This is a genomic window from Caldalkalibacillus mannanilyticus JCM 10596, from assembly GCF_000615945.1.
GTDB lineage: Bacteria > Bacillota > Bacilli > Caldalkalibacillales > JCM-10596 > Bacillus_AT > Bacillus_AT mannanilyticus.
The window spans coordinates 74,450-98,481 of the sequence record NZ_BAMO01000009.1 but is presented as its reverse complement, the minus strand read 5'-3'; the positions used below and the strand labels follow the sequence as shown (position 1 = coordinate 98,481).

Sequence of the window (24,032 nt, the reverse complement as noted above, 5' to 3'; positions counted from 1 at the left end):
ATTATATCACACAATGAATAGCTGAAAAAAAAAGAAAACAGGACTAAAATGTCCTGATCTTTTCAAAGGGATAGTAGCGAACCACAACGCTTCCTCGAATATTTTCCACAGGAATGGCGCCAATGGCTCTGCTGTCTTTGCTTAGATTACGATTATCTCCCATCACATACACATGGTTTTCTGGAACAACCACTTTAGTAAAAGGTTCTTCCATCTCTTCATTGATATACGGCTCGTTTAATTCCTCACCATTACGGTATACTTTTCCATCTATGTACTCTAACACATCCCCTTCTTTTCCAATCACTCTTTTAATCCAGAAATCCTCGCTTCGATGCCCTCGAATCAAACTAACCAAAAAATTATCGAGGAACTCATCCTTCAATGTTCTTATGCGCTCGACACGACTATCAACGATGACAATATCACCATGTTTCGCTTCTACTCCAAGGATATGAGGGAGTTTAAATAAAAAAACACGGTCTGCCTTAAGTACATCATTCGCCGAAAATATGTCCGCCCCTTGAAAGGTGGGTTCCATCGAGCTACCGCTGACGGTATAGGGTTCGAAGATAAATACATTAATCAAAATGGTGATACTAAAAACAAAAATTAATGTTTTTGTCCACTCAACTATTTCCTTTAAAATCCGAATGACAAACATGCTCTGTTCTCCTTCTCTCCCTAGCCAAAACTAGTATTATTAAGATAAACTGTTATGTATAATGAATATTATTCGTGCAGTAGCACTAAATTCCTGCTAAATGAACTTTTTTTGGGAAATACAGATCAAGTGAAGTGAGGTTCAAAAGATGATAAAAGTATATTTTGATGGAGCCAGTGCGGGTGACCCCGGTCCATCAGGTGCTGGAGTGTTTATTATAGATGACACAGGGAAGGTAGAACAGCACTCCTTCTACCTTGGGATCATGTCAAATCATGAAGCAGAGTATCATGCTTTTATCAAAGCCCTTTCCCTCTGTCTTGATAAACAAGTAAGAATGGTTTCTTTCCATACCGATTCACAATTAATCGAACGGGCTGTTGAAAAAGAGTTTGTCAAAAATAAACTTTTTGAACCCTTGCTACAGGAAGCCCTAGAATTATCACGAAAATTCGATTTGTTTTTTCTTAAATGGATTCCTACCAAACAAAATCATATGGCTGACGCTTTAGCCAAAAAAGGCATCAAGCAAGCCAAGCAAGAAAAGTAATTTACTTGCTTGGCTTAGGATTCTCTAATTTTCCGCCATATAGCTTCTTGCTCTGTAGTTCAACTGACATCGCCTGGGCATATTTTTTCAAGCTGGATTCTTCGAACTTGGAAATCAGTGTGATCACGGTTCCTTCTGCTCCCATTCTCCCTGTTCTCCCTGAACGATGAATATAGGACTCTACATTGGCAGGAAGATCTACCTGAATCACATGCGTCAAGCCTTCGATATCTAATCCTCGCGCAGCAATATCTGTTGCGAGTAGCAATTCAATTCTTCCTTCCCGAAAATGATTAAGGATGGACTCTCTTTCTGTTTTTGATGATAGACCATCTAACACTCCATGCTTAATTCCCATAAATTCAAGCTTTGCCGAAATTTGACCCACTGTGTTGGTTTCATTTATAAAAGCGAGCGCTTTGTTCTTTGAGTTCATGCGTACCAGACGGCGAATATAGTCCACCTTCTCCCTAGGTTCACAGATGAGATACATGTGCTCAACCTTAGAGGGAGCTAGCTCACTCCGAGCAATACGAATCGTTTCCGGCTCCATCATCATTTTTTCTGCCATTTGCTCAATCTTGGCTGGGACAGTTGCAGAAAAGAAAAGGAGCTGGCGATCTTTTAACGTCGTTTTTATAACCTCTTGCACATGATCCATAAATCCCAAGGATAGCATTTGGTCCACTTCATCGACCACTATGGACTTTACTTCATGCATTTTTAATTTCTTCATTTTATTTAGTTCAATAATCCTATTTGGTGTACCCACCACGATTCGAGGATTGGATTTCAGCTTATCCACTTGACGCTTGATGTCCGCACCTCCAATGAAAGAAGCACTTGTCAAGTCCGTTCCTGAGAGCAGCTTCTGCACCTCCTGATGAATTTGCATCACTAATTCCCTTGTAGGAGCCAATATCACGACTTGTGCTTGCTTGATATCTGGCTTGATTTTTTCTAGAAGGGGAAGAAGATAAGCCCATGTTTTCCCCGTGCCTGTTGGAGATTCAGCAATTAGGTCTTTCCCCTGACGAATCAGTGGGATGGCTTTTGCCTGTATAGCTGTCATTTCTTGAAACCCCTGCTTCTCCCATGCTTTTTGTAAAAATTGCGGAAAGGTAGATACCATCTCTAAATCATTAACCATTGTTAAACTCCTTTATCTGTACTTTTCCAAGAATATCTGTTCGAAAGAGTGTTTCGGCTTTACATCGTCTAGAGGATTGCCTCTGATCTATGATTTTAACGAGAAGAGGAATTTCTTTTCGCTTGTGCCCCTTCTTGACGACGTTTTTTTCTGATATTTTCATTGACCGCTTGTTGAACTTTCTTTCGTTTGGCTCGTTGAACTTCTTTCTTCTTTTCCATTTCGATCTTTTTCTTATAGCCTGGTTTTACTTTTTTCTTATCCGTTTGTTTGGCTACATCCTGAGCTTGTGGGGAGCGTCTGAATGTTTTTTTCTTAGCGTTCGCTTTTCCCTCTGTTTCCTTCTGTTCCTTTGGAGTAGAAGTGAATATGCCAAACTCCTTCTCATGAGTCATTATTTTCTGCTCGATTTTCTGACGAATCGCTCGTTCAATCTTGCTCATAATCGTCTTTTGGCGTGGAGAAACAAAGGTAATTGCTACTCCTTCTTGTCCGGCTCTTCCTGTTCTTCCCACTCTATGAATATAACTTTCTGTATCAGAAGGGAGGTCATAGTTAATGACATGTGTTACCCCTTCTACATCCAACCCTCTTGCTGCAATATCTGTACAAACTAAATATTGAAATTTAATCTGTCTAAACCCCTCCATCAGTTGCTCTCTCTTGTTCTGTGAGAGTCCTCCATGTAAGGCTTTTGCCTCCAGCCCTTCTTCTTGTAGCTTCTCTGTAATTTGTTCCACTCTATTCTGAGTGTTGACGAAAATGATACAGAGGTAAGGATTAAGCTCGGGTAATAAGTGTAACAAAGCCTCTATTTTCTCACTTTGATTAATCACATAGTAATACTGCTTCGTTGTTTCGGAAGTGGCTTGTTTCATTTCTACTCGTAGATGAGGTGGTTGAAACATAAAACGATGGGAGAGTTGCTTCACTCGATCAGGCATCGTAGCTGAGAATAAAAGGCTTTGTTTCTTCGGAGAAGTTGTAGCAATTATGGCTTCCACATCTTCTTGAAAGCCCATTTCAAGCATTTTATCTGCTTCATCTAGGACCAGCATCTCTATTCTGCCAAAATGTAAGGTTTCTCTGCCAATATGATCAAGAATTCTACCTGGTGTACCTACCACAATATGTACTTTTCCTTTTAACTTGTTCATTTGAGCTTGAATATCTCTCCCACCATGAAGACAAACCACATTTACATCAAGATATTTCGCCAGATCTTCAACATCCTCGGTAATTTGAATCGCCAACTCTCTTGTTGGTGTCATGATTAAACCTTGAATATGATTTTTATTGGGATTGATTTTCTGTAGCATAGGAATGACAAAAGCAGCCGTCTTCCCTGTTCCTGTCTGTGCTTGGCCTATCAGATCCTTGCCTTGTAAGGCGATAGGAATGGTTTTTTCCTGGATCGGTGTGGGTTTTATAAAATAAAGGTCTTCAATTCCTTTCATGATCTCGGGTTTTAAATTAAATTGAGTAAAACTAGACATGGAGATCTCTCCTTTCTTCAGTTGCATCTCTTATTGTATCTTACTTTTCCCTGAAAGCAAAACGAAAAACCGTTAGATGGTCACTCCCCTAACGGTTTTTTAGTTGATATCCTAGCCAATAGAGCTAATGATTACTAATTCCTATTCTTTCTTCCTGATGAATCGTGGGCTTAGGTTCCTCTGCTCCCATCAAGATATAGCGTATACTATCACTTAATGCCTGCCAACTCGCTTCGATGATATTTGCTGATACCCCTACTGTTGTCCATTTTTCTTTGCCATTTGTCGACTCTATCAGTACACGCACCTTAGCGGCTGTAGCCCCCCCTTCATCTAATACACGCACCTTATAATCGCTTAAGCTCATTTCCTTTAATTGTGGATAGTACGTTTCCAAAGCCTTGCGAAGCGCATTATCAAGTGCGTTAACAGGTCCATTTCCTTCGGCTGCTGTGTGAACAATCTCATTAGCTACCTTAAGTTTGATGATGGCTTCTGTTGTAATCGATTCATGCGCTGATTTTTCCACCAGTAGCTTGAATGAATCCAAGCTGAATAATTCGTGAAGCTCGCCTAAGCTTTCTCTTAATAAGAGCTCAAATGATGCTTCAGCTCCTTCATATTGGTAGCCCTCATGCTCTTTTTCTTTGAGTTTTTGAATGACTTCTTTATTTATTGGATTTGATTTATCTAAATCAATATCTAATTCCTTCGCCTTAAAAATAAGATTACTCTGTCCAGCAAGCTCTGATACAAGAACCCGCCTTTTGTTCCCCACTTTCTCCGGTTCCAAATGTTCATAGGTTTCAGGCGCTTTTAATATGGCGCTTACATGCATCCCGCCCTTATGGGCAAAAGCACTGACTCCAACAAATGGCTGATTTTTGGGTTGAACAACATTGGCTATTTCATGGACATACCTTGATAGATTAGTCAATTGCTGTAATTGACTTTCCTTAATACATCGAAAATCTAGTTTTAATTGAAGATTCGGAATAATTGAAATAAGGTTGGCATTTCCGCATCTTTCCCCATATCCATTCATGGTTCCCTGAACTTGTCTAGCACCTGCTCGAACAGCGGCTATAGAATTGGCTACTCCACATTCTGCATCATTATGACAGTGTATTCCGATTGAGGTATGTAACTCGCTTCTTACCCTTGTTACGATCTCTTCAATCTCATGAGGAAGTGTACCCCCATTCGTATCACAGAGAACGACCCAATCGGCTCCAGCTCTTTCTGCCGCTTTAAGAGCCGAGATGGCATATTCAGCGTTGTGCTTGTAACCATCAAAGAAATGCTCTGCATCAAAGATAACTTCAAGCTGATGCTCTTTTAGAAATTTCACTGAATCGTAGATCATGGCAAGATTTTCTTCTAATGTGGTTTTTAGTGCTTCAGTAACATGAAAATCCCATGACTTTCCGAATATTGTAACTACCTTCACTCCGCTTTCTAAGAGCTTTTGTAGGTTTTCATCATCTGCTGCTAGTATTCCTTGCCTTCTAGTACTTCCAAATGCCGTGATTTTGGCTGTTGTTAATGGGAGTTCCTTCGCTTTTATGAAAAACTCCATATCCTTTGGATTGCTCCCTGGCCATCCACCCTCAATGTAATGAACGCCGAACTGATCAAGACGCAAGGCAATATTTAACTTATCTTCTACGGATAAACTGATTCCCTCTCCTTGAGTACCATCTCGAAGTGTCGTGTCATAAATTAATACTTGATTCAAAGTTTCTCCCTCCACATTCTCCACCTATTCTACCTTTTTATCTAATTTTTTAAATATTTCAATAAAGTATATCATACATTGGGTAAGGTTTCTATATTTCTCTTGACCTATTCCATGATCCTACTTTAGTTTTTCTTAGCGTCAGTTATCTCCCTCTTATTAGGAGGGAATATTACCGACATTAAGACGAGATAAAAAAGAGCACCTCATGTATTCGCTACATAGGTGCTCTTTTTATATCATACAAATTGATTATTGATATTGATTATAGGTAGTTCCTTGTTTGCTTAAAGGATAAGGCAATTGAACCCCACTTTGAGGTTGCGTTGAGTTTACTGCATACGTGGCTGGTTGGTTAACACCATAGGCAGTTTGTTGAATGGTTGACTGATTAGTGATTCTTTGAGTTTCTTGTACTAGTTGATTACATAATTGATTTAATTCTTGAAGCTGATGAGTAGCCGCATTTTCATGTTGAGCGATTTCCTCAAGATGGCGAGCCAATTGTCTTAACTGATTTGCATTTTGGCTTTCCATCATTTGCATTTGTTGCAGGGTGTTTTGAATTTGTGAGATAACTCCTTGTGTCTGATACATATTACTTCCTCCTTAAGAAATATTCTATGTAAGCCTGACTTACTCTCATAGAATGACCTATAGAGGACAAAAATATGTGCAGGAGTTATTTTTCATTTTTTGTTTTCGTTATTTGCTAACATATGCCTTAATCATGTCTTCAGTCACGTATTTTCGCGTTGGAACAATTTCATGAACAGCTAGTTCGTTAATCTCTTTGGTGACTTGATTGATTATTTCAACCGAAAAAGATTCATTTTTTTTACATTTGTTTATCGCTTGTTCAATATAGAATTCACGTTTCGCGTCTAGTTCCATAAATTTTTTCAACGCTTGGTGTTGTTTTTGGGAATGCTGACTAATAGCTTTATGAACACTCATGTAAGTTCCTCCACACAATATTACTTTTAAAATAGTATACCATTTTTTTGACATACCCCAAACAAATTTATTGTAAAAATGAAAGAAAAGGAGGAGAATAAATGGCGCCTCATAATAAGGTGATAGGGATAATCAACAAATTATATACCCTTTGGTCTAGCTTTTCTACTCATTTCACTCCTAAGACCGGGAGGAGAATGTCTAGTGAAAAAAAGAAAAAAATCGAAGAAAAGCTTAGTCAACAGCTAGATCAAAAAAAAGAAGCTGCCCTTTTTATATGAAAAAGATCAGATCCTTATAGCAGAAATCAACAAAAAAACTTCGCATTTCAATCGGAACAATATCACCAGAACCAAAGCCTATCTCGATATATTTATTGAACTTCCTGAGCTTCACTGGGCTTTTCTAGCTCATATGGTTTCCCGTAATGGAGGCTGGTCCATGACCGATCTAAAAGGAGATTTATTGCCCCATCTACTAGAGAAGGAAAAAAGAGAACATTTCTTTCTCTTTCTTGAAACCAGCAATGCTTATATCTTTCAAAATGCTTATCCACAGCTTCTTCTCTATAAGGAAAGTCTGCGTGTAGGCAGAAGCTTATTTCATTTATTACCTGTCTTTCATGTTTCAGCATTCATGCTTCCTTTTTGGGAAGAATTCTGGGAAAGTCGTGATTCTTCACTATTAACACTGGCTCTAATCATAAATGAACAACATTATATTGAAAAACGGATCGTCCAGCATCCTGAATTTAAACAAATTGTCTTCAACACACTGGAATTTACTGCTCAATCTATATTACAGTTGACTCAAGTATTGTTACCTTATCAAGAAACAAAACGCTGGCTTAGATCTTCTTCAATTGCTCTTGCTGGCATCACTGTTCAACGTTTCACCCGTCTCGCTGATCGAATCGAAGCAGGCAGGAAGCTATATTCTATATTATTTGGCATATCGAGTATACATGAGGGCTGTAGAATATTTGCCTTACAGCATCGGCATACAGGCTCCAGAGCCGATTATTGGCCTACGCTTTTCTCGAAGCAAGATGAAACACAAGGGGGATACTATGGCAAGGAACGTCTGATCAAATGCCAGCTGAAACATGGTGCACCTCGTTTTTATAGCCCGGAGTTGACTGTAGCTTGGCAGGATGAGCAATGGAGAGAGCCTGAGCGTTTTGACTGGTTCGTCGATTTAAGTCCTCTTATCTATTTGGAGCCTCTCTCTCTTGCTTCTGATGTTGACATCACTACTGATTTCTGTAACGCTTTAAATCGAGTAGAGCTAGCCATCCTAGCCAAACAGCAATGGAATAAAAAATAAAGTGGACTTCCATCTGATGGAAGTCTACTTTATAATGGGGAGCCCTCTATGCTCTGTCATCCTCAATGTTTGTCACTTTCTTTGAGGGAGTTTCATTGTAAGTCATATCTAGAGCCTCTCCTTCAGTTTCTGGAATCTCTCCAGCTCTGCCAAATTGATCTAGTCTAGATGGATGACTTCTTGGATTGGGTGAGTTTTGTGCTCTACGTGGATCTTCATTTCGATTTTCAGACATGTCATTCCCTCCATTCTAACTCTTACCCAGTTTAAAAAAGCACCTATAGTATCACACTTTTTCCTCTTTCTATACGAAAAATAAAAATAAAAGGTATATTTTTGAGATAGATAGAAAAAATTAGAAATATAAAAAGCAAAGGAGGGTTGCTAAATGGAAATGAGCATGGAAGAGGTTTCTAACAAATTAAAGAACTTACATTCTCAAGGAGATCCATTAAATAAGAAAAAAATAAAAAAATCAGATCCTGATCTGATGAAGCACGCTCTCTACTACTATCCAAGCTGGGAGCATGCTCTCCAAGAAAATGGATTAAACTAATTCTAAAAAAAGGGACATCCATTCGCACTCTTCAATGCTTTACGGAAGTCCCACGCCATTATATGATTATTTCCCTTACTTCTTTTGGATTAAACTCCTCCGCCTTGATAAGCCTTGAGTAAAGACTGTAGCTTCATAGCAGCGCTTAAATCCCCTTTGATTTTGATTTTTCCCATCATAAAGGCTGTGGTTGGATTTAAGTTTCCTTCTACTAACTTCACAAAATTTTTATCGGATAAAACAAAGGTTGCTTTTGGCTCTTCTTTCGCCTCATTCGTAAAAACAGCTTGGTTATCCTGAATCTTAACCTGAAAGGTTCCTTGATCATCCCCACTTATATCAAATTGAAAAACCGTGTTCATACCAGCTAGGATCTCTGGAGATTGATTCACTTTATTGGTTAATTCTGCAAGAATTGATTGTACACTCATTGAGTTACTCCCCCTTCATTATTGAACGACTTCTTTAGCGATGAAGCACATTCATTCCCTTATTTTCTATAAGACTCTTTGAAACTTTTTAATAAAACGATGAGGATATTCATCAGGAAGCGCACTGATTTCATCTAAACGCTCCCACTGCTCTGCGGTTAATGTCCACCCGACACTTCCCATATTCTCTTCAAATTGAGCTAAGGTTCGTGCACCAAAAATAGGTGAAGTAACCCCTTGCTGATGAATCAACCAGTTTAATGCCACTTGAGCAGGCGTTTTCTGTGTTTCCTCAGCTATTTCACGAACAGTATCTAAGATCTTAAAGTTCGCCTCCGTCCCTTTCACTTCCCAGCTAGATTCACTACCTGTCGGAACTTTCAACCGTCCTTCTGTTGGGACTTCTCCTCTTGAATATTTCCCTGTTAAGAAACCACCGCCTAGAGGTCCCCAAGGTATAACTCCAACATTTTCTTCCAAACATAAAGACATCACTTCGCGATCCATTTCCCTATTCACTAAACTATATTGTGGCTGTATCGAAATAAAACGTGCATAGCGATTAAAGTCGCTGTATGAAAGTGATTTCATTAACTGCCACGCCAAGAAATTAGAGCATCCTATGTATCTTACTTTCCCCACTGTAATTAAATCGTCAAGGGTTCTTAAGGTTTCTTCAATGGGAGTTAGGTGATCCCAAACATGCAGTTGATATAAATCAATATAATCTGTCTGTAATCTTCTTAGGCTTGCATCAACTCCATCCATGATCCGTTTTCTCGAATAACCAAGATCATTAGGATGAGGACCTACCTTCATTCGTACTTTTGTTGCTAGGATAACCTCTGAGCGTCGATCCTTGATGGCTTTCCCTACAATTTCTTCTGATCTTCCCTCGACATATACATCAGCCGTATCAAGAAAATTACCACCCGCATCTAGAAAGCGATGAATCATTTCTATGGAATCTTTTTCCTCTGTCGCTTTACCAAAGGTCATAGTTCCTAGACAGAGTTCAGAAACGGCTAAACCACTTTTTCCTAATGTGCGATATTCCACGTTCATTCCTCCTACATGGTTAAATACAAGAACTTCAGTCCCTTCATTATATTGTAACACTAAATCTGAGCAAAGAATAAACGATAAGATCATACAATTTGGTGCTCTTGACTTTTTCCTGTAGACTTATCATAGAATGAAGAAAGTAAAAGGAGGGATTTACTTGCACCCATTTGAAAAAGAATTTCAGCATCTATTTGAAAAATATACGGAATTATTAACAGGTCAGTCTTCGTCAGAAACGATCGAAAAAGTGAAGATTTGGGCATTGTACTCCCATATGAATAAAACCATGCCTGCTTTACTTCAACATTGGCATCAAGACAACCCAGAATCTAGAACGAAAATGAAACAACTCTTTGAAGAAGTACAGCATCTCAACAAGAGTCACAAAACCCAATCGTAATACTTAAGCTTTGATTCCCTATTACAATGATGGCATTGCATACAACACCCTCGCTTGGAATAGGGTTTCAAGTATTCTCTGAAATAGAACTTGCACTATGTTACCAAACAGCAATATGACCGTCTGTCCTCCCTTCTGTTCCCCCTACATAGACTCCATGTTTTTGATCCCTTATTATAATTTGACCTCTGCCAAAATTTCCAGTGTCCAGCATCTTGACAACATGATGTCCTTTTCTAGCCAAGGCTTGGGCAATATGATCTGGAAAATGAGGCTCTACCTGAATAGTCTTCTCCTTTATCCATTGCCATCTTGGCGCATCTAGCGCCACCTGAGGACTTAGGTTAAAATCGATCATGTTCATCACGACTTGGAGATGTCCCTGCGGCTGCATAAATCCACCCATCACCCCAAACGGACCCACTGCTTCCGATCCCTTGGTTAAAAAGCCTGGAATAATTGTGTGATAGGTTTTTTTACCTGGGGCTAAACAATTTTCTTCCGCCTGATTTAAGGAAAAAGTATGTCCCCTATTTTGCAAGGCAATTCCCGTATCTGGCACAACAATTCCAGAACCAAAGCCCATATAATTACTTTGGATAAACGAAACCATATTTCCCTCTTGATCCGCTGTGGCTAAATAAACAGTCCCACCTCGTTGTGGATTTCCCACTTTGGGAAGATGAGCTATTTCTGTCAGGGTGGATCTGCGAGCTTGAGCATAGGCTTCAGATAGTAACTCCTCCACATCCACCTTCATATGCTGAGGGTCCGTAAGAAAATGTAGACCATCCGCAAAAGCTAATTTCAGTGCTTCAATTTGCTTATGGTAGGTGTCGACAGATTCTTTTTCGCTGAAAATATCTTCTTTTACAATATTCAACGCCATTAGGCAATAAGCCTTGTCCATTGGGAGGGATTTCCCAAACATCGATGCCTCGATAGTTTATTTTAATCGGTTTGACCCATTCTGGACGATAGGATGCCAGATCCTCTTTTCGTAAATAGCCATTCGCTTTTCGTGAATGATGATCGATTTTCTCCGCCAGTTCACCCCGATAAAATGATTCTGCATGAGTCATAGCAATCTCTTCTAATGTTTTTGCATGACTAGCTGAAGACCACCGCTCTCCAATTTGAGGAGCACATCCATTTGGAGCAAAGACCTTAAACCACTCTTCAAATTCTTGCCCCACGAGCTCTCTCGAATACATTTGATATGCTTTATTCCAATAATGACCTAGGATCGGCGAAATGGCAAAGCCTTCCCTCGCATAACGAATCGCAGGCTCAACAACCTCTGATAATGAGAGACGTCCAAAACGCTTCGATATTTCTGCCCAAGCTCCTGGTACTCCTGGTACAGTTACAGGTGCCCAGCCAAAGCGCGGCATCTCAGAAAATCCAGCTTCTTGAATAGCCTTTATTGAAATGGCTTGCGGGGCTGAACCACTTGCATTAAGACCATGTAACTCTCCATTGGTCCAAATCAGGGCAAAGGCATCTCCACCTATTCCGTTCGATGTTGGCTCCACTACCGTTAGACAGGCTGCTGTGGCAATGGCTGCATCCATCGCATTACCGCCTTTTTTTAGTACATCTAAGCCAGCTTGAGCCGCAAGTGGCTGGGAAGTAGCTACCATTCCTTTCGTAGCATAGACATTCATTCTTTGTGACGAATAAGGATAATATAAGGAATCAAATTGCAATCTATTCACTCCAATCTGCATCCTGTTCTCATAATGGTAAGATTCATTAAAAATAGCATATCATATTATTTAGATTGACGAAAAAAAATAAAAGAAGACGTAATTGGCGCCTTCTTTTTTTACACACTCTATTGTATTTTCACTGTAAAGCTCTTATCGATCCCCAAGGATTCATGGTCATTATGAGCCAACTCAATTTTTATTTCATGTGTGCCCATAGGAACATTCTTGAGGACAAAATGTTTATCGTAGACTTTAGCTACTTTTTCTCCATCAATATAAACATGAAGATGTCCCTGCCCATTCACTTTTTCTTTGTTCACATTTTTGAGCGATAGTTCAAAATGCTGAAGCTCAAACTCCATATGCACCTCTTGACCCTTTACCTCGTGAGTCACTTCGAAACTCGGCTGAGTCGCCTGTGTCTGATAGGTGTCATTCGTATGGGTATCATCCGATTTACTCATAATGAAATTGATCGCCAATAATATTATAAGGATCACGCTGTAGCGTATTAAGAACCCTTTCCAAGTCCAACGTGAAAATAGTGATTTCATTCTAATCCCACCTCTATGTTGTTTTTCTTTGCTAGAAGTATAGACATAGAATGAAAATCTTATACTTACCTAGCAGGAATACTTTGTAATACAAATCCTGGTAATGTAGGCGGGATGTAATCAATCGGTTCTGCAAATTCAACATAGTCCAAATTAACCATTAAGAGGAGATAATTCTCTCCCGTATCGGGGTTAGATAATATCAGATGATCACGTCCTGCTTCAACGATGATTCCTTCAAAAATTTTGGCTGGCCATTCCGGATTATACTCAAAGGTCTGATAAACTCTGACTCTTTTCCCTCGATTAAAACGAAGAATGTTTTCAATGTAGGATTGCTCTAATGGTAACATCCCTGGCGTGGGCATTTGTCCGGGCAATATCGCAGGTTGAGTGACTCCAGGGACTCCAACAGGGTGTGTCATCGGATATGGAGTGGTCGGAATAGCGGCTCCACTTGGAACAGGAACTGTTAGTTGTTGAGGAAATTCATATGGGACGGATGGGATGAATCCTTCCATTGGTACGTTTTGATCTGGTAAATTCATTTGATTATGGTACATACTTACCTCCTAAGTTTCTCTCTCAAAATTTAATAAACTGAATCTACATCTGGACATTCAGATGCTAATGGTGCATAGAAACAGTGTAATTTATACCTTCCTGCATTCCATTGATTCCACCATTGAGCTGGACATGAACCCTCTGGTCTAAAGAACCATAACGCTCGATCAGCAGGATGAAATCTTTCACCTCTGACCAATCTTTCTGCAAGTCGAAGTTCCTTTTCTCTAGCTCTTTGGTAAAAATAAGGTTTTTGAACAGCTTCATATCCACCGGGCGACTGATAGACCATTCTTTCAATCGAGTTAATGTCCTTAAAATCTAGACATCTCACCCTGACACGATTGACAGAAACGTTGCCTACCATGAGCATCCCCAGCTCTCCTTCCCCTTCTGCCTCAGCTCTGATTAACCTTGCCAGTAGCTGTCTATCGCTTTCGTTTGCTTTTATGACGGCCATCGCTTCACCTCACAATATAGACTCCATACAATATATTAGCCTTCGCCCAAAAGTGTTAATGGTTAGAACAAAAAATAAGAATCAATCCCTATGCCTTCACATAGGAATCGATCCTTATTCTGCTCGGTTCAAACATTTTATTTATTTCGAACTGTTTTCTTCTACCGGCTCTTCGGATAAAGTAGACCCTAGCTCCTTCGAGCGTTTGGTCGCTTGTTGGATACAGGCACGAATCGCCTGTTCAAATTCATATTTCCGCAATGTATCCAAGCCTGCCTGAGTCGTTCCATTAGGACTTGTTACTTTTTCTCTTAAATAAGCGGGATCTTCTCCAGTTTCAAGCAGCATTTGTGCTGCTCCAATTAACGTTTGTAGGATCAGTGATTTTGCTTCTTCTGGCGGTACTCCCACATCACCTGCCCCAGCTATCATGGATTCAACTAAATAGTAAATATAAGCGGGACCACTTCCAGAAATGCCTGTAATCGCATCGAGCTGATCCTCTGAGGTTACTACAACTGTCCCAATAGACTCAAATATTTCTTGAGCTAAGGCAACATGTTCTGCTGCTGCAAATTGTCCCGCACATAAACCTGTTGCTGATAAACCAACAATAGCAGAGGTATTAGGCATCGTTCGAATTACTGGAGCATTATGCCCTAATAATTTGTTAATTAACTCTGTAGATATTCCTGCCACAACAGAAATCACTAATTGTTGCGGATTCGTATATTGACGAATATCTTGTAAAGCACTTCGGACATCTTTTGGTTTCATGGCTAAAATCAAGACATCTGCCTCTTGCACTGACTTATATTTTAATTCTAAATCGGCTACGACTCCAAAATTATACACTAATTCATCTAAGCGAAAACGGTCATCCTTATTGGTTACAGATATTTGTCCTGGCTTGACAATTCTTTTATTCAGAAGTCCGCAAAGAATTGCCTCTGCCATTGCCCCTGCTCCCACAAAGCAAATTTTACGTTGATCAATCAAAGTTCTCCCCCACTCTCTCTCCTACACAATCGTCGTACACTTTATATTATTTGACTTTAAAGTGTCAGAACAGGACTGTCAACCTTAAATTTGTTATCTGTTAAATAACTCCCTAAAAAAGTACAAATACCATGGCTCTTCTAATTCCCGAGTTCTTTCAGCATTAGCAAAGGCAACTTCACGATGAGCCTGAACGTATTCCAAAGCTTTTGCTACGTTAATCAGCCCATATCCAAAATAAGAATCATGTCCCTCATCTCCTAAATCCTCGGCTGTATGTCGGATCAGATTCATCACCTCTTCGTTGGACAAATCAGGTCTTACTGATCGAATTAACCCAGCCATTCCTGAAACATGAGGAGCCGCCATCGATGTTCCTGACATATACACATAGTGGTTATCTGGAAATAGACTTGGAATACTCTCACCAGGTGCAGCAACATCAATATGAGAACCGTAATTAGAAAATTCTGCTTTGGTTTTGTCAGGATTTACTGCTGAAACGGCTAGAACTTCTTCATACCCTGCTGGATACATCATTTGACTGACGTTGTCATTCCCAGCAGCAGCGATCAGCATCACATCATGCTCATAGGCATATCGTATCGCATCATAGAGCATAGGCGAATTTTCTGTGTCCCCTAAGCTCATATTGATTACTTTGGCTCCATGATCTGTAGCCCAACGTATCCCACTCGTGATTTCAAAAAGGCTCCCCTCCCCCTTTTCATCTAAAACCTTGATAGGCATTATTCTGTTTCTCCAGGATACACCCGCGATTCCTTTGACATTATTCGTAATGGCAGAGGAAATTCCAGCTACATGCGTTCCATGCCCATGTTCATCAGTGGGATCAGATGAACCATCAAATGCATTAAAACCTTCAACCATCTTTTCAGCTATGTCTTGGTGCTTCAGATCCACTCCCGTATCTAAGACAGCAATAATCACTTCTTCAGAACCACTTGAGATTTCCCAGCCTTCTTTCACCTGAATCTGTGACAAATTCCATTGGTACGGCTGATAAAATTCATCATTAGGCTCCTGAACTGCGCCTGTTGTTTGTTTTGTATAAATGTAGTTGGGTTCCACACTTTCAAATCCAGCTTGATTTCTTAAACTAGCCACAAATTCATCTGTATCCATCTGTTCATGCACTAAGAGATAATAGGGTGGGCTTTCTTTCTTGACTCGAATCTGCGGTTCATTGCCTAACCATTCTTCAATATCCATATCCCCCTAAATTTGACGATAGCCTCCCCTTTTCTAAAATGCACTTTTTCCTGTTCTTCTTGCTCTCCGGTAGATTGAACAACAATTTGCCAGCCAAGTTCTGGAACTTCTTCCGTTGCCCTTCCTTTATCCCCTTCTTCTTCATTTTCAAACTTCACCTTGGTCCCATCTTGTGAGATAAAAAAATTTCCATTCGCATCAGCTACAGAAGCTAATTCTCCAACAAATCTTTTCACAAAGCTTAAATCAACCTCACCGACAATCCATTTATTCTCCTTATTCTTTTTTGCCACCATCATAAATTGTTTTTCCCCTTTTTCATAGGGATCAGAATAATACACATCCTTCTCAGACTTGGTAAGCTCTTTTATTTTTTCTAGCTCAACACTAGAAAGCTCTCCTTTTTTCACTTCAATTTTTTCACCATTTACATAAGCAAAGGAATGGAAATGTTTATGCTCTTTTAATTCACGTTCGAACTGTTCTTTCATCTCTGCTGAAGAAACGTCATACTCTTCCCATCGGTCAATCTGAGCCGACAACTGATCTACAAACAAAGAAGTCGTTAAGGATAAATCCTTCGCTAAAACCTGGTCTAAAATTTTCGGAGATACCTGCGATTGGTTCTCTTGTTTTTGAAACAATCCAAATAAGTTGACCTCCCCTCCATTGCGATCATGGAACACAGCCCACAAGGGAATAAGCAGAAACATAAATAAGAGCAATAAAACAATAGGGGTTCTTCTTCTACGTTTCATCTAAGCATCTCTCCTGTTTTTTTCTAGTTGTTCTCACATGTTAGGATGCACTATTCAGCAGGTAAACTTTCATAAAAGAGAAAGATAGATCGGGAAAATCAAACAAAAAACCTATAGCTGATAAAAACTGTCTACTCGTTTTTATCAGCTATAGGCATCTACATTCATTCATACAACTTGATTGAAGTGTATCTCACTTTTCAATACTCTGTGTGTTTTTTTAAAATAACGTCACAATAATCATCCCGATAAATAAAAAGGTCAAATAAATTAGAGAGAAAACGAAATACTTTCTTGCCCACAAAATCTCGTCCTTCGCTCTAAATCCTTGGATCGATAACCCTAACCACGTGAAGCCTAAAATGGCTGCAAGTACCAAATAGCTGTAGCCTAAAGCCGGAATCACAAAATATAAGGCAAAGGAAACTGGGATAAGTGCGATGACAAAATAAAGCATTTGTTTCTTCGTTTCAGCAAACCCTTTCACAACAGGAAGCATAGGAATTCCAGCTGCCCTGTAGTCCTCACAGCGTCTCATTGCAAGAGCAAAGAAATGGGGAGGCTGCCATAAAAACATGATTCCAAATAAGAGCCAGGCCCCTGCATCAATGGAAGAGGTAACGGCTACCCATCCAATAACAGGAGGTACCGCTCCGGAAAAGCTCCCTACAACTGTATTAATGGAATGCTTTCTCTTAAGCCACATCGTGTAGACAATAACATACATGAAAAGACCAAACAATGCGACAAGCGTTGTTAGTAGATTAACATATAACAGTAACAGCGTTCCCAAAACAGCCAGTACAAATCCCATGATCAGTACATTTCTTGGGTCTAATCTACCTTCAGCTAAAGCTCTTTTCTTCGTTCGTTTCATTAAGGGGTCTATATCTCTGTCGATATAGTTGTTCAAACAGGTTCCTGATGCAATAATAAGTGAGGTACCTAATATGGTTAAGAGAATCACACCCAAGGTAAGTTCGATTCCAGAATAAATAGAGGCTAACCACATCCCTGTAATAACGGTAATAAGATTACTTAAAATGATTCCAACTTTCGTTACAGAAACATAATCCTTCCAAGTTCCTGTGAGTTTTTTATCAGATAGAGGGCCTGGTTCCATAACATGATGAGGTACATATTTTCCTTTTACTACATCAATACTTGCTATGTTTTTGTCCACTCTAATCCCTCCTTTTTTATTTTCAATTTTCCTATTTAGTCATTGGCAATGAGAAACATCTCATAAGTTGTGACAGAAATATGAAGAATGATGCTTTTGTTCATTATTTCTTTCCACTATGCTTTATAATGTCTTTATAGTATTATCATAAGATAGTCTACATCAATTTGGGAAGAAGGTAAACCTTCACAACTTGTATTTTTCTACGAATATGTATAAAATGTGACAAAAATCACTCCTTCCCTTAGAAACAGGTGATTACATGGAGCAACACAAGAAAACGAAATCTACTCGTGCCAGCATTATTTTAAAAACATTAGCCGTTCTTACTACTCTTGTCATGCTTCTTGTCGTGATGGCTGGAGCCTCGTAACCAAAACAGGGTCCGGTGAAGGCTGTGGACCTAATTGGCCATTGTGTCACGGTCATTTGATTCCTCCTGAACCCACATTGGAAACAGTCATTGAATATTCTCATCGACTCGTAACTGGAGTGGTCGGTCTGATGATTCTGATCCTCTGTATCTGGGTTGCTGTAAAGTATAAAAGATATAAGGAAATACGCTACATTAACTATAGTGCGATCTTTTTTCTTTTATTACAATCTGCTCTTGGAGCGATGGCAGTCGTATTTGGACAATCTAATGTAGTTAAAGCTTCACATTTTGGTTTTTCATTATTAGCATTTGCCTCGATCTTGTTATTATGTGTCTATATTTTTCAATTAGACAAGCGTTCTGATTTACCCGTTTCACTGGCAGATCAACAAGTAAAAAAGTTTACTGGCTTTTTATTTATCTATACCTATATTGTCGTGTATCTTGGTGCTTATGTGCGTCATACAGGATCGGGAATGGGCTGTGAAGGATGGCCTCTGTGTAATGGTCAAATCATCCCTGAGCTATCTGGTCAAACAGGCGTTCAATTTGGTCATAGAGTGGCTGCCCTATTTCTCTTATTTGGCTTCATTGCTCTCTTCCTATACGTTAGAAAGAAATTAGCAGCTGATCGAATTCTTTATTGGTCCAGTTTCTCTTTAGCCGTATTATGCTTTTTGCAGGTGATCAGCGGTGGAGTCATGATTCATTATGATCTTCATCTTTATGCTTCCCTCATTCACGCTTTGATTATTTCTATCCTTTTTGGGATTCTATGCTACCTTATTTTATACGTTTTCAGAAAAAAATAATGAAAAAAAGGTTCTCCTCATTAGTTATTATGATGGAGAACCTTTTTTAAAAGAGTCGTTCTAATCGATGTGCCGCTTCTCTCAGTGTTTCTACGTCCTGAACCAAGGCAATGCGTACGTACCCTTCTCCTTCAGAACCAAAAGCATGACCTGGAGTCACAATCACCCCTTGCTCCAGAGCTGCTAAGGTAAAGTCAAGTGAAGACGACCAGCGCTCTGGAATCCTAGCCCATATAAACATGCCTCCATCTGGTTTCCTGACTTTCCATCCCAGCTTCTCACTCACGTCTAGAAACGCATCTCGGCGTTGCTGATAAACCTTAGTATGCTCCGTTAAAAAGTGGTAATCACTTGTCAAAGCAAGAGTAGCCGCTTTTTGTATCGGTAAAAAAACACCATAATCAATATGCGATTTCAACAGAGCCAGAGGTTCAAGGTACTCCTCTTTTCCCACAATATATCCAATCCGACAGCCTGCCATATTAAAGCTCTTCGATAAAGAATTAAACTCAATAGCTACCTCTTCAGCTCCAGGTAAAGACATGATGCTTAGAGGAGTGTGTCCATCAAAAATCAACTCAGCATATGCAAAATCATGGATAAGCAAAATTTGGTTTGCCTTAGCAAAGGCAATGACCTGAGCAAAAAATGAAGCATCCACCAAACTAGAAATAGGATTTCCTGGGTAATTAAGGATCATCAGTTTGGCTCTTCTACAGATTTCTGCTGGGATCTTACTTAGATCTGGTTTATAATCATTTGCTTCTCTTAAAGGTACTTCATATAGCTCTGCCCCAGCAATATGGACACTCGCTGAGTATATAGGGTAGCCTGGGTTAGGTACAATCACGACATCCCCTGGATCAAGATAAGATAAAGCAAGGTGAGCCAATCCATCCTGAGAGCCCATTAATTGAAGAACCTGACTGCTTTTTAGTTGCACACCAAACCTTCTCTGATAATAGACAGCTACTGCTTGCTTAAACTCTTCTGTAGCCGTTATAGAGTAACCATATTGATCCTCTTTTTGCACTTCGAGCGATAGACTCTCCCTGATAAATTGGGGCGGAGACTGATCTGGACTCCCGATACTTAAATCAATCAGTGCTTTCCCTTGGCGTAAATATTCGGCTTTTTTGGTCGCCAATTGACTAAAGACGCTCGTCGTTAAACGATGTAAACGTTGTGAAGGCTGAATCATATTTCTTCCCCGACTCCCCTTGTCATTCTACAACTTCCTATGTGTCTGTTGGCTCCTCAAGCGTAATTGGACCTAGCTTCCCAGATCGCAATTCTCTAAGAATCAACTCGCTCACTTTATCAAAATCAATAAATCCTCCACTGACTAGACAGCCTCTTCTCCGTCCAATAGCTTCTAGTAATTCTATATTATCGTCGGGAACAGGCTCGATCCCATATCTTTCCGTTAATCTAGAAGGGTAGTGCTCTTTTAAAAAAGCGGCAGTAAACACAGCAACCTCTTGAAAATCAAGAATCTCATCCTTGATGGCTCCACTTGCTGCTAAGCGAAAGCCAACTATTTGGTCTTCAAATTTAGGCCAGAGAATCCCTGGTGTATCAAGGAGTTCCATATCATTTCCTACCTTAATCCATTGTTGAGCTTTCGTTACCCCAGGACGATCTCCTGTCTGAGCAATATTTTTCTTCGCCAAACGATTGATCAATGATGATTTACCCACATTGGGTATACCGACAATCAAGGCACGTATCGCTCTTGGACGCATTCCTTTACTTGCTCTTTTTTCTAGCATGTCTTTGACAAGCTCCTTGCTCTCTTTCGATATTTGCGACACGCCTTTGCCGCTTTGGGCATCAATCGCAAGGGCTTTAAGACCCTTTTCCTTGTAGTATTCAATCCATTGCTTGGTTTTCTGAGGGTCTGCCAAATCTGCTTTGTTCAATAAGATCAGCCGAGGCTTACTTGAAATAATCTCTTCTATCATGGGATTACTAGAAGAAAGAGGGAGTCTTGCATCTAATAATTCAATGACGACATCAATTAGCTTTAGTTTTTCTGTTACTTGTCTTCTTGCTTTGGCCATATGACCAGGGAACCATTGAATTGTCATAATGCCTCCTTCTTTGCACTTACACTTGATTGTGTGCTTTTAACCTTATTATTATCTTTTTTATTTCACAATTCGTATATTTTGAATCGGCCAAAAAACAACATCAGCACGACCTACAACATCTTCAATTGGGATGGAGCCTATCCATCTGCTATCACGACTGTTTCGTCGATTATCTCCCAAAACATACAAGTGTCCTTCAGGAACCACTTCAGAAAAATCATCCGTTAATACTCCTGAAACACTTTCCTTGGAAGACACTAGATACGGTTCGTCAACCACTTCGTCATTTATGTATAAAACATCATTTTTCATCTCAATCTTATCACCGGGTAAACCAATCACTCTTTTGATCCAATCTTTGCTCTGAGTAGCATGAAAGACAATGATATCTCCTCTTTCCGGCTCACCTATAAAGTATACAATTTTGTTGACAATCATACGCTCTCGATCTTGTAGAGTGGGCATCATTGATTCCCCGTCAACAACAATGGGTGAAAATAAGAGATAACGGATTCCTACGGCAATGATGACGGCAATCGCTAAAGCCTTGATCCATTCCCATGTTTCATTTGTTTTATTACTTTCCTCTTCTCTGACTAGATCATCATCCTGATAGGACTGGTCCATCCTTGTCATCCCCTTTTGCACTTCCTATACTATTCCATATTATACAACAATCATTTCTAGATATGAGTGAAAAAATGAGCGAAAATGGTTTCTTTTTTGTTTGAAAAAAGGAGCTTGTCTACTACCAAGCTCCTTTGTTTCTGCTTCTTATCGAATTTCTTTAATACGAGCTGCTTTACCACGTAATTTACGCAGATAGAAAATTCTAGCTCGACGTACTTTACCACGACGCATAACTTCAATCTTGTCGATCTTTGGAGAGTGAAGCGGGAATGTACGCTCTACACCAACACCGTTGGAAATTTTACGTACGATAAATGTTTCACTAACTCCAGTTCCACGACGGCGAATAACTACGCCTTCAAAGACCTGAATACGCTCGCGTTGGCCCTCGATAACTTTTACGTGTACACGTAAAGTATCACCAGTACGAAATGCAGGGATATCGCTTTTCAACTGTTCCTTTTCAAGTTCGCGAATAATGTTGTTCATCGATATGTCCCTCCTTCCACAACAGACGTTCATTCCTAATTCGATTCATTAGTAGCGGACCGCCTTAGATACGTGCAAAATTGCCACAAGCAATATAATACCATATATTAAACAATACTTCAAGAATTTCTATGCTATTTATCCTTATTTTCCTGCCATTCTTTTAACCAAGCTTCTTCCTTCTTACTTAGCTGATAAGACTGTAGCAGGTCTGGACGACGGTTCCAGGTTCTCCAGAGAGCTTCTTTTGCTCTCCACTCCTCGATGTGTTGATGATGACCTGAGAGCAAAACATCTGGTACTTTCATCCCTTTATATTCGGCTGGGCGAGTGTAATGTGGGTATTCTAGTAACCCTGTACTAAATGAATCTGTCACAGCTGAGGTTTCATTACCAAGAGTTCCTTCACGGAGTCTGACCACGCTGTCAATAATGACCATGGCTGCAAGCTCTCCTCCTGTAAGAACAAAATCTCCAATGGATATTTCATCGGTTACTAAGTGCTGTCGTATTCGTTCATCATACCCTTCATAATGACCACAAATAAACACGAGATGATCCTCTTGAGCCAGCTCTTCTGCCTTTTTTTGATCATATCTCTCCCCTTGTGGACACATCAGAATAACCCTCGTTTTTTGTTGCTCATTGAGATTCAATGCCTCGATAGCCGAAAAAACAGGTTCAGGTTTAAGTACCATTCCCCCTCCTCCGCCATAAGGATAATCATCTACCTGCTGATGTTTGTTCGTCGCATATTGACGAAAGTTAATTAGACCAAAACGAACAATTTCTTTCTGAGCCGCTTTTGCTAAAATACTGGAACCAAATACTCCCTCAAACATCTCTGGAAATAAGGTTAATACATCGATTTGTAATTTGTTCATTCCATCAAACCTTCAAGTACATGAATGGTAATCCTTTTTTCACTCACCAAAACTTCCTTCACTACCTCGTCTATGTAAGGAATTAAGATATCTTTTCCTTTTCCAATCCTTTGAATAACCCAAACATCATTGGCACCTGGAGAAAGAATTTCTTTGACTTTCCCAAGCTTCTCACCTTCTTCAGTGAACACTTCACAGCCAATAATATCATCGTAATAATACTCTCCATTTTGATCCTCTAATGATCCTCGATCATCCGTATGTACCTTAAGAAAACCGCCCTTGTATTTTTCCACATCATTAATATTAGGATGATTTTCAAATGTCAGTAAATCAAAATTTTTATGGGCACGATGGCTCTGCACGATTAATGGCACAGGTACTGATGTGTCATCCATGAAGTAGTACAGTTTATTGCCTACAGCATAACGCTCTGCCGAAAAGTCTGAGCTCGTAATAACTCTGACTTCTCCTCTTACTCCGTGCGTATTCACGATTTTCCCTACCTTATAATACTTCGTCATCTTTTTCTTCCCTGCCTTCTCTTATCTCATGAACAATCCCATCACGAATAATAATTTCACTGCTCTTCATGAGATCTTCCCAAACATCTCCAACTTTAATTTCCACTTCACTTTCAATGGTACTATGTAGGATTTCAGTTCCAATGGGCAATAGATCGATCTGTTCAATTTGAAATTGTAGGTTTTCGATCTGCTCATTTTTTCTTTTTTCTTCTTGTCTTAATTTTTCTAAGGTGAGCCTTTGAAGGTCTGGGCTCTTTTTACTTGCATCATGAATCATTTTTTTGGATTGAAAGCGCAGCTGCTCTAATTCCAAATTCAACTGAGATAATCTTTCTTGATATTCTAAGGAAAGGTCATTTTTAGAGGTTTCGGTAAGTATTACTTTGACTTGAACGGGTCTTTTAATTTTCATCACGATCGCCCCT

29 protein-coding genes and 1 pseudogene are annotated in these 24,032 nt (G+C 39.6%); 6 read left to right on the top strand and 24 right to left on the bottom strand.

The genetic code is table 11. The features are described 5' to 3' along the window. Nucleotides 1-43: 43 nt before the first annotated feature. On the bottom strand, nucleotides 44-664 hold the full coding sequence (lepB, locus tag JCM10596_RS07460) for a signal peptidase I (RefSeq protein ID WP_025026573.1): 621 nt from the start codon (nucleotides 662-664) through the stop codon (nucleotides 44-46). A 148-nt stretch (nucleotides 665-812) separates the two neighbouring features. On the opposite strand from lepB (JCM10596_RS07460), the gene JCM10596_RS07455 reads away from it, so the two are divergent. Then, entirely contained in the window at nucleotides 813-1,214 is a 402-nt protein-coding gene (locus JCM10596_RS07455; protein WP_025026572.1) for a reverse transcriptase-like protein, read from the top strand. 1 nt (nucleotide 1,215) lies between these two features. Here the strand turns inward: JCM10596_RS07455 and JCM10596_RS07450 are convergent, their stop codons facing one another. The 5 genes from JCM10596_RS07450 to JCM10596_RS24455 form a co-directional block, all read right to left on the bottom strand. After that, nucleotides 1,216-2,346 carry a DEAD/DEAH box helicase gene (locus tag JCM10596_RS07450; protein WP_025026571.1) on the bottom strand — a complete coding sequence of 377 codons (1,131 nt, stop codon included), beginning with the start codon at nucleotides 2,344-2,346 and terminating at the stop codon, nucleotides 1,216-1,218. A gap of 113 nt (nucleotides 2,347-2,459) precedes the next feature. After that, on the bottom strand, nucleotides 2,460-3,860 hold the full coding sequence (locus tag JCM10596_RS07445) for a DEAD/DEAH box helicase (RefSeq protein WP_025026570.1): 1,401 nt from the start codon (nucleotides 3,858-3,860) through the stop codon (nucleotides 2,460-2,462). 124 nt (nucleotides 3,861-3,984) lie between these two features. After that, nucleotides 3,985-5,598, bottom strand: a complete 1,614-nt coding sequence (gene cimA / locus JCM10596_RS07440; RefSeq protein WP_025026569.1) for a citramalate synthase — start codon at nucleotides 5,596-5,598, stop codon at nucleotides 3,985-3,987. 252 nt (nucleotides 5,599-5,850) lie between these two features. After that, nucleotides 5,851-6,195 (bottom strand): hypothetical protein, encoded by a 345-nt coding sequence (locus tag JCM10596_RS07435; RefSeq protein WP_025026568.1) that lies wholly within the window; start codon nucleotides 6,193-6,195, stop codon nucleotides 5,851-5,853. 108 nt (nucleotides 6,196-6,303) lie between these two features. Beyond that, on the bottom strand, nucleotides 6,304-6,555 hold the full coding sequence (locus JCM10596_RS24455; protein WP_034680802.1) for a DUF2533 family protein: 252 nt from the start codon (nucleotides 6,553-6,555) through the stop codon (nucleotides 6,304-6,306). 101 nt (nucleotides 6,556-6,656) lie between these two features. Between JCM10596_RS24455 and JCM10596_RS24450 the strand changes: the two genes are divergently transcribed. Together JCM10596_RS24450 and JCM10596_RS24445 are read left to right on the top strand one after the other, a co-directional pair. After that, the gene (locus JCM10596_RS24450; RefSeq protein WP_034680799.1) at nucleotides 6,657-6,836 is read left to right on the top strand and encodes a hypothetical protein; all 180 of its coding nucleotides are present in this window, start codon (nucleotides 6,657-6,659) and stop codon (nucleotides 6,834-6,836) included. Continuing rightward, entirely contained in the window at nucleotides 6,805-7,881 is a 1,077-nt protein-coding gene (locus tag JCM10596_RS24445) for a DUF2515 family protein (RefSeq protein ID WP_081791947.1), read from the top strand. Before JCM10596_RS24450 ends, JCM10596_RS24445 begins: the two co-directional genes overlap by 32 nt. Before the next feature lie 46 nt (nucleotides 7,882-7,927). Here the strand turns inward: JCM10596_RS24445 and JCM10596_RS07420 are convergent, their stop codons facing one another. Further along, on the bottom strand, nucleotides 7,928-8,116 hold the full coding sequence (locus tag JCM10596_RS07420) for a hypothetical protein (RefSeq protein WP_025026567.1): 189 nt from the start codon (nucleotides 8,114-8,116) through the stop codon (nucleotides 7,928-7,930). Nucleotides 8,117-8,269: 153 nt separating this feature from the next. Between JCM10596_RS07420 and JCM10596_RS29720 the strand changes: the two genes are divergently transcribed. After that, on the top strand, nucleotides 8,270-8,437 hold the full coding sequence (locus JCM10596_RS29720) for a hypothetical protein (protein WP_199900120.1): 168 nt from the start codon (nucleotides 8,270-8,272) through the stop codon (nucleotides 8,435-8,437). An 89-nt stretch (nucleotides 8,438-8,526) separates the two neighbouring features. On the opposite strand, the gene JCM10596_RS07410 is transcribed toward JCM10596_RS29720, so the two are convergent. Both JCM10596_RS07410 and JCM10596_RS07405 read right to left on the bottom strand, forming a co-directional pair. Beyond that, entirely contained in the window at nucleotides 8,527-8,868 is a 342-nt protein-coding gene (locus JCM10596_RS07410; RefSeq protein ID WP_025026566.1) for an SCP2 sterol-binding domain-containing protein, read from the bottom strand. Between the two features lie 66 nt (nucleotides 8,869-8,934). Further along, a complete protein-coding gene (locus JCM10596_RS07405) occupies nucleotides 8,935-9,927 on the bottom strand; it encodes an aldo/keto reductase (protein ID WP_025026565.1) in 993 nt (330 codons plus the stop codon). Between the two features lie 163 nt (nucleotides 9,928-10,090). On the opposite strand from JCM10596_RS07405, the gene JCM10596_RS07400 reads away from it, so the two are divergent. Next, entirely contained in the window at nucleotides 10,091-10,333 is a 243-nt protein-coding gene (locus JCM10596_RS07400; RefSeq protein ID WP_025026564.1) for a DUF2573 family protein, read from the top strand. Between the two features lie 100 nt (nucleotides 10,334-10,433). On the opposite strand, the pseudogene JCM10596_RS24440 reads toward JCM10596_RS07400, so the two are convergent. The 8 genes and pseudogenes from JCM10596_RS24440 to cyoE form a co-directional block, all read right to left on the bottom strand. Further along, nucleotides 10,434-12,063, bottom strand: a pseudogene (locus tag JCM10596_RS24440) (gamma-glutamyltransferase family protein). Between the two features lie 107 nt (nucleotides 12,064-12,170). Continuing rightward, on the bottom strand, nucleotides 12,171-12,599 hold the full coding sequence (locus JCM10596_RS07390) for a hypothetical protein (protein ID WP_025026563.1): 429 nt from the start codon (nucleotides 12,597-12,599) through the stop codon (nucleotides 12,171-12,173). Nucleotides 12,600-12,664: 65 nt separating this feature from the next. After that, the gene (gerQ, locus tag JCM10596_RS07385; protein ID WP_439644815.1) at nucleotides 12,665-13,120 is read right to left on the bottom strand and encodes a spore coat protein GerQ; all 456 of its coding nucleotides are present in this window, start codon (nucleotides 13,118-13,120) and stop codon (nucleotides 12,665-12,667) included. Nucleotides 13,121-13,191: 71 nt separating this feature from the next. After that, the gene (locus tag JCM10596_RS07380) at nucleotides 13,192-13,623 is read right to left on the bottom strand and encodes a cell wall hydrolase (protein ID WP_025026561.1); all 432 of its coding nucleotides are present in this window, start codon (nucleotides 13,621-13,623) and stop codon (nucleotides 13,192-13,194) included. A gap of 141 nt (nucleotides 13,624-13,764) precedes the next feature. After that, nucleotides 13,765-14,622 carry a pyrroline-5-carboxylate reductase gene (gene proC / locus JCM10596_RS07375; RefSeq protein ID WP_025026560.1) on the bottom strand — a complete coding sequence of 286 codons (858 nt, stop codon included), beginning with the start codon at nucleotides 14,620-14,622 and terminating at the stop codon, nucleotides 13,765-13,767. Nucleotides 14,623-14,715: 93 nt separating this feature from the next. Continuing rightward, nucleotides 14,716-15,855 (bottom strand): S8 family peptidase, encoded by a 1,140-nt coding sequence (locus JCM10596_RS27615; protein ID WP_081791946.1) that lies wholly within the window; start codon nucleotides 15,853-15,855, stop codon nucleotides 14,716-14,718. Further along, entirely contained in the window at nucleotides 15,834-16,613 is a 780-nt protein-coding gene (locus JCM10596_RS29110; protein ID WP_051541222.1) for a hypothetical protein, read from the bottom strand. Before JCM10596_RS29110 ends, JCM10596_RS27615 begins: the two co-directional genes overlap by 22 nt. A gap of 220 nt (nucleotides 16,614-16,833) precedes the next feature. Further along, nucleotides 16,834-17,796, bottom strand: a complete 963-nt coding sequence (gene cyoE, locus JCM10596_RS07365; protein ID WP_025026559.1) for a heme o synthase — start codon at nucleotides 17,794-17,796, stop codon at nucleotides 16,834-16,836. Nucleotides 17,797-18,210: 414 nt separating this feature from the next. On the opposite strand from cyoE, the gene JCM10596_RS24430 reads away from it, so the two are divergent. Next, nucleotides 18,211-18,984, top strand: a complete 774-nt coding sequence (locus JCM10596_RS24430) for a COX15/CtaA family protein (protein ID WP_234410433.1) — start codon at nucleotides 18,211-18,213, stop codon at nucleotides 18,982-18,984. Nucleotides 18,985-19,030: 46 nt separating this feature from the next. Here the strand turns inward: JCM10596_RS24430 and JCM10596_RS07355 are convergent, their stop codons facing one another. The 7 genes from JCM10596_RS07355 to JCM10596_RS07325 all read right to left on the bottom strand — a co-directional run bounded on the left by JCM10596_RS07355 (nucleotide 19,031) and on the right by JCM10596_RS07325 (nucleotide 24,019). After that, entirely contained in the window at nucleotides 19,031-20,185 is a 1,155-nt protein-coding gene (locus JCM10596_RS07355) for an LL-diaminopimelate aminotransferase (protein ID WP_025026558.1), read from the bottom strand. Nucleotides 20,186-20,222: 37 nt separating this feature from the next. Next, nucleotides 20,223-21,074 (bottom strand): ribosome biogenesis GTPase YlqF, encoded by an 852-nt coding sequence (gene ylqF / locus JCM10596_RS24425; RefSeq protein WP_034680796.1) that lies wholly within the window; start codon nucleotides 21,072-21,074, stop codon nucleotides 20,223-20,225. Nucleotides 21,075-21,134: 60 nt separating this feature from the next. Further along, nucleotides 21,135-21,704 (bottom strand): signal peptidase I, encoded by a 570-nt coding sequence (gene lepB, locus JCM10596_RS07345; protein WP_025026557.1) that lies wholly within the window; start codon nucleotides 21,702-21,704, stop codon nucleotides 21,135-21,137. A 147-nt stretch (nucleotides 21,705-21,851) separates the two neighbouring features. Further along, a complete protein-coding gene (gene rplS, locus JCM10596_RS07340; RefSeq protein WP_025026556.1) occupies nucleotides 21,852-22,196 on the bottom strand; it encodes a 50S ribosomal protein L19 in 345 nt (114 codons plus the stop codon). A gap of 134 nt (nucleotides 22,197-22,330) precedes the next feature. Beyond that, on the bottom strand, nucleotides 22,331-23,080 hold the full coding sequence (trmD, locus tag JCM10596_RS07335; protein WP_025026555.1) for a tRNA (guanosine(37)-N1)-methyltransferase TrmD: 750 nt from the start codon (nucleotides 23,078-23,080) through the stop codon (nucleotides 22,331-22,333). Continuing rightward, nucleotides 23,077-23,604 (bottom strand): ribosome maturation factor RimM, encoded by a 528-nt coding sequence (rimM, locus tag JCM10596_RS07330; protein WP_025026554.1) that lies wholly within the window; start codon nucleotides 23,602-23,604, stop codon nucleotides 23,077-23,079. Before rimM ends, trmD begins: the two co-directional genes overlap by 4 nt. Then, nucleotides 23,588-24,019 carry a YlqD family protein gene (locus JCM10596_RS07325; RefSeq protein ID WP_051541221.1) on the bottom strand — a complete coding sequence of 144 codons (432 nt, stop codon included), beginning with the start codon at nucleotides 24,017-24,019 and terminating at the stop codon, nucleotides 23,588-23,590. The genes rimM and JCM10596_RS07325 overlap by 17 nt, the downstream gene beginning before the upstream one ends. Nucleotides 24,020-24,032: the final 13 nt, after the last annotated feature.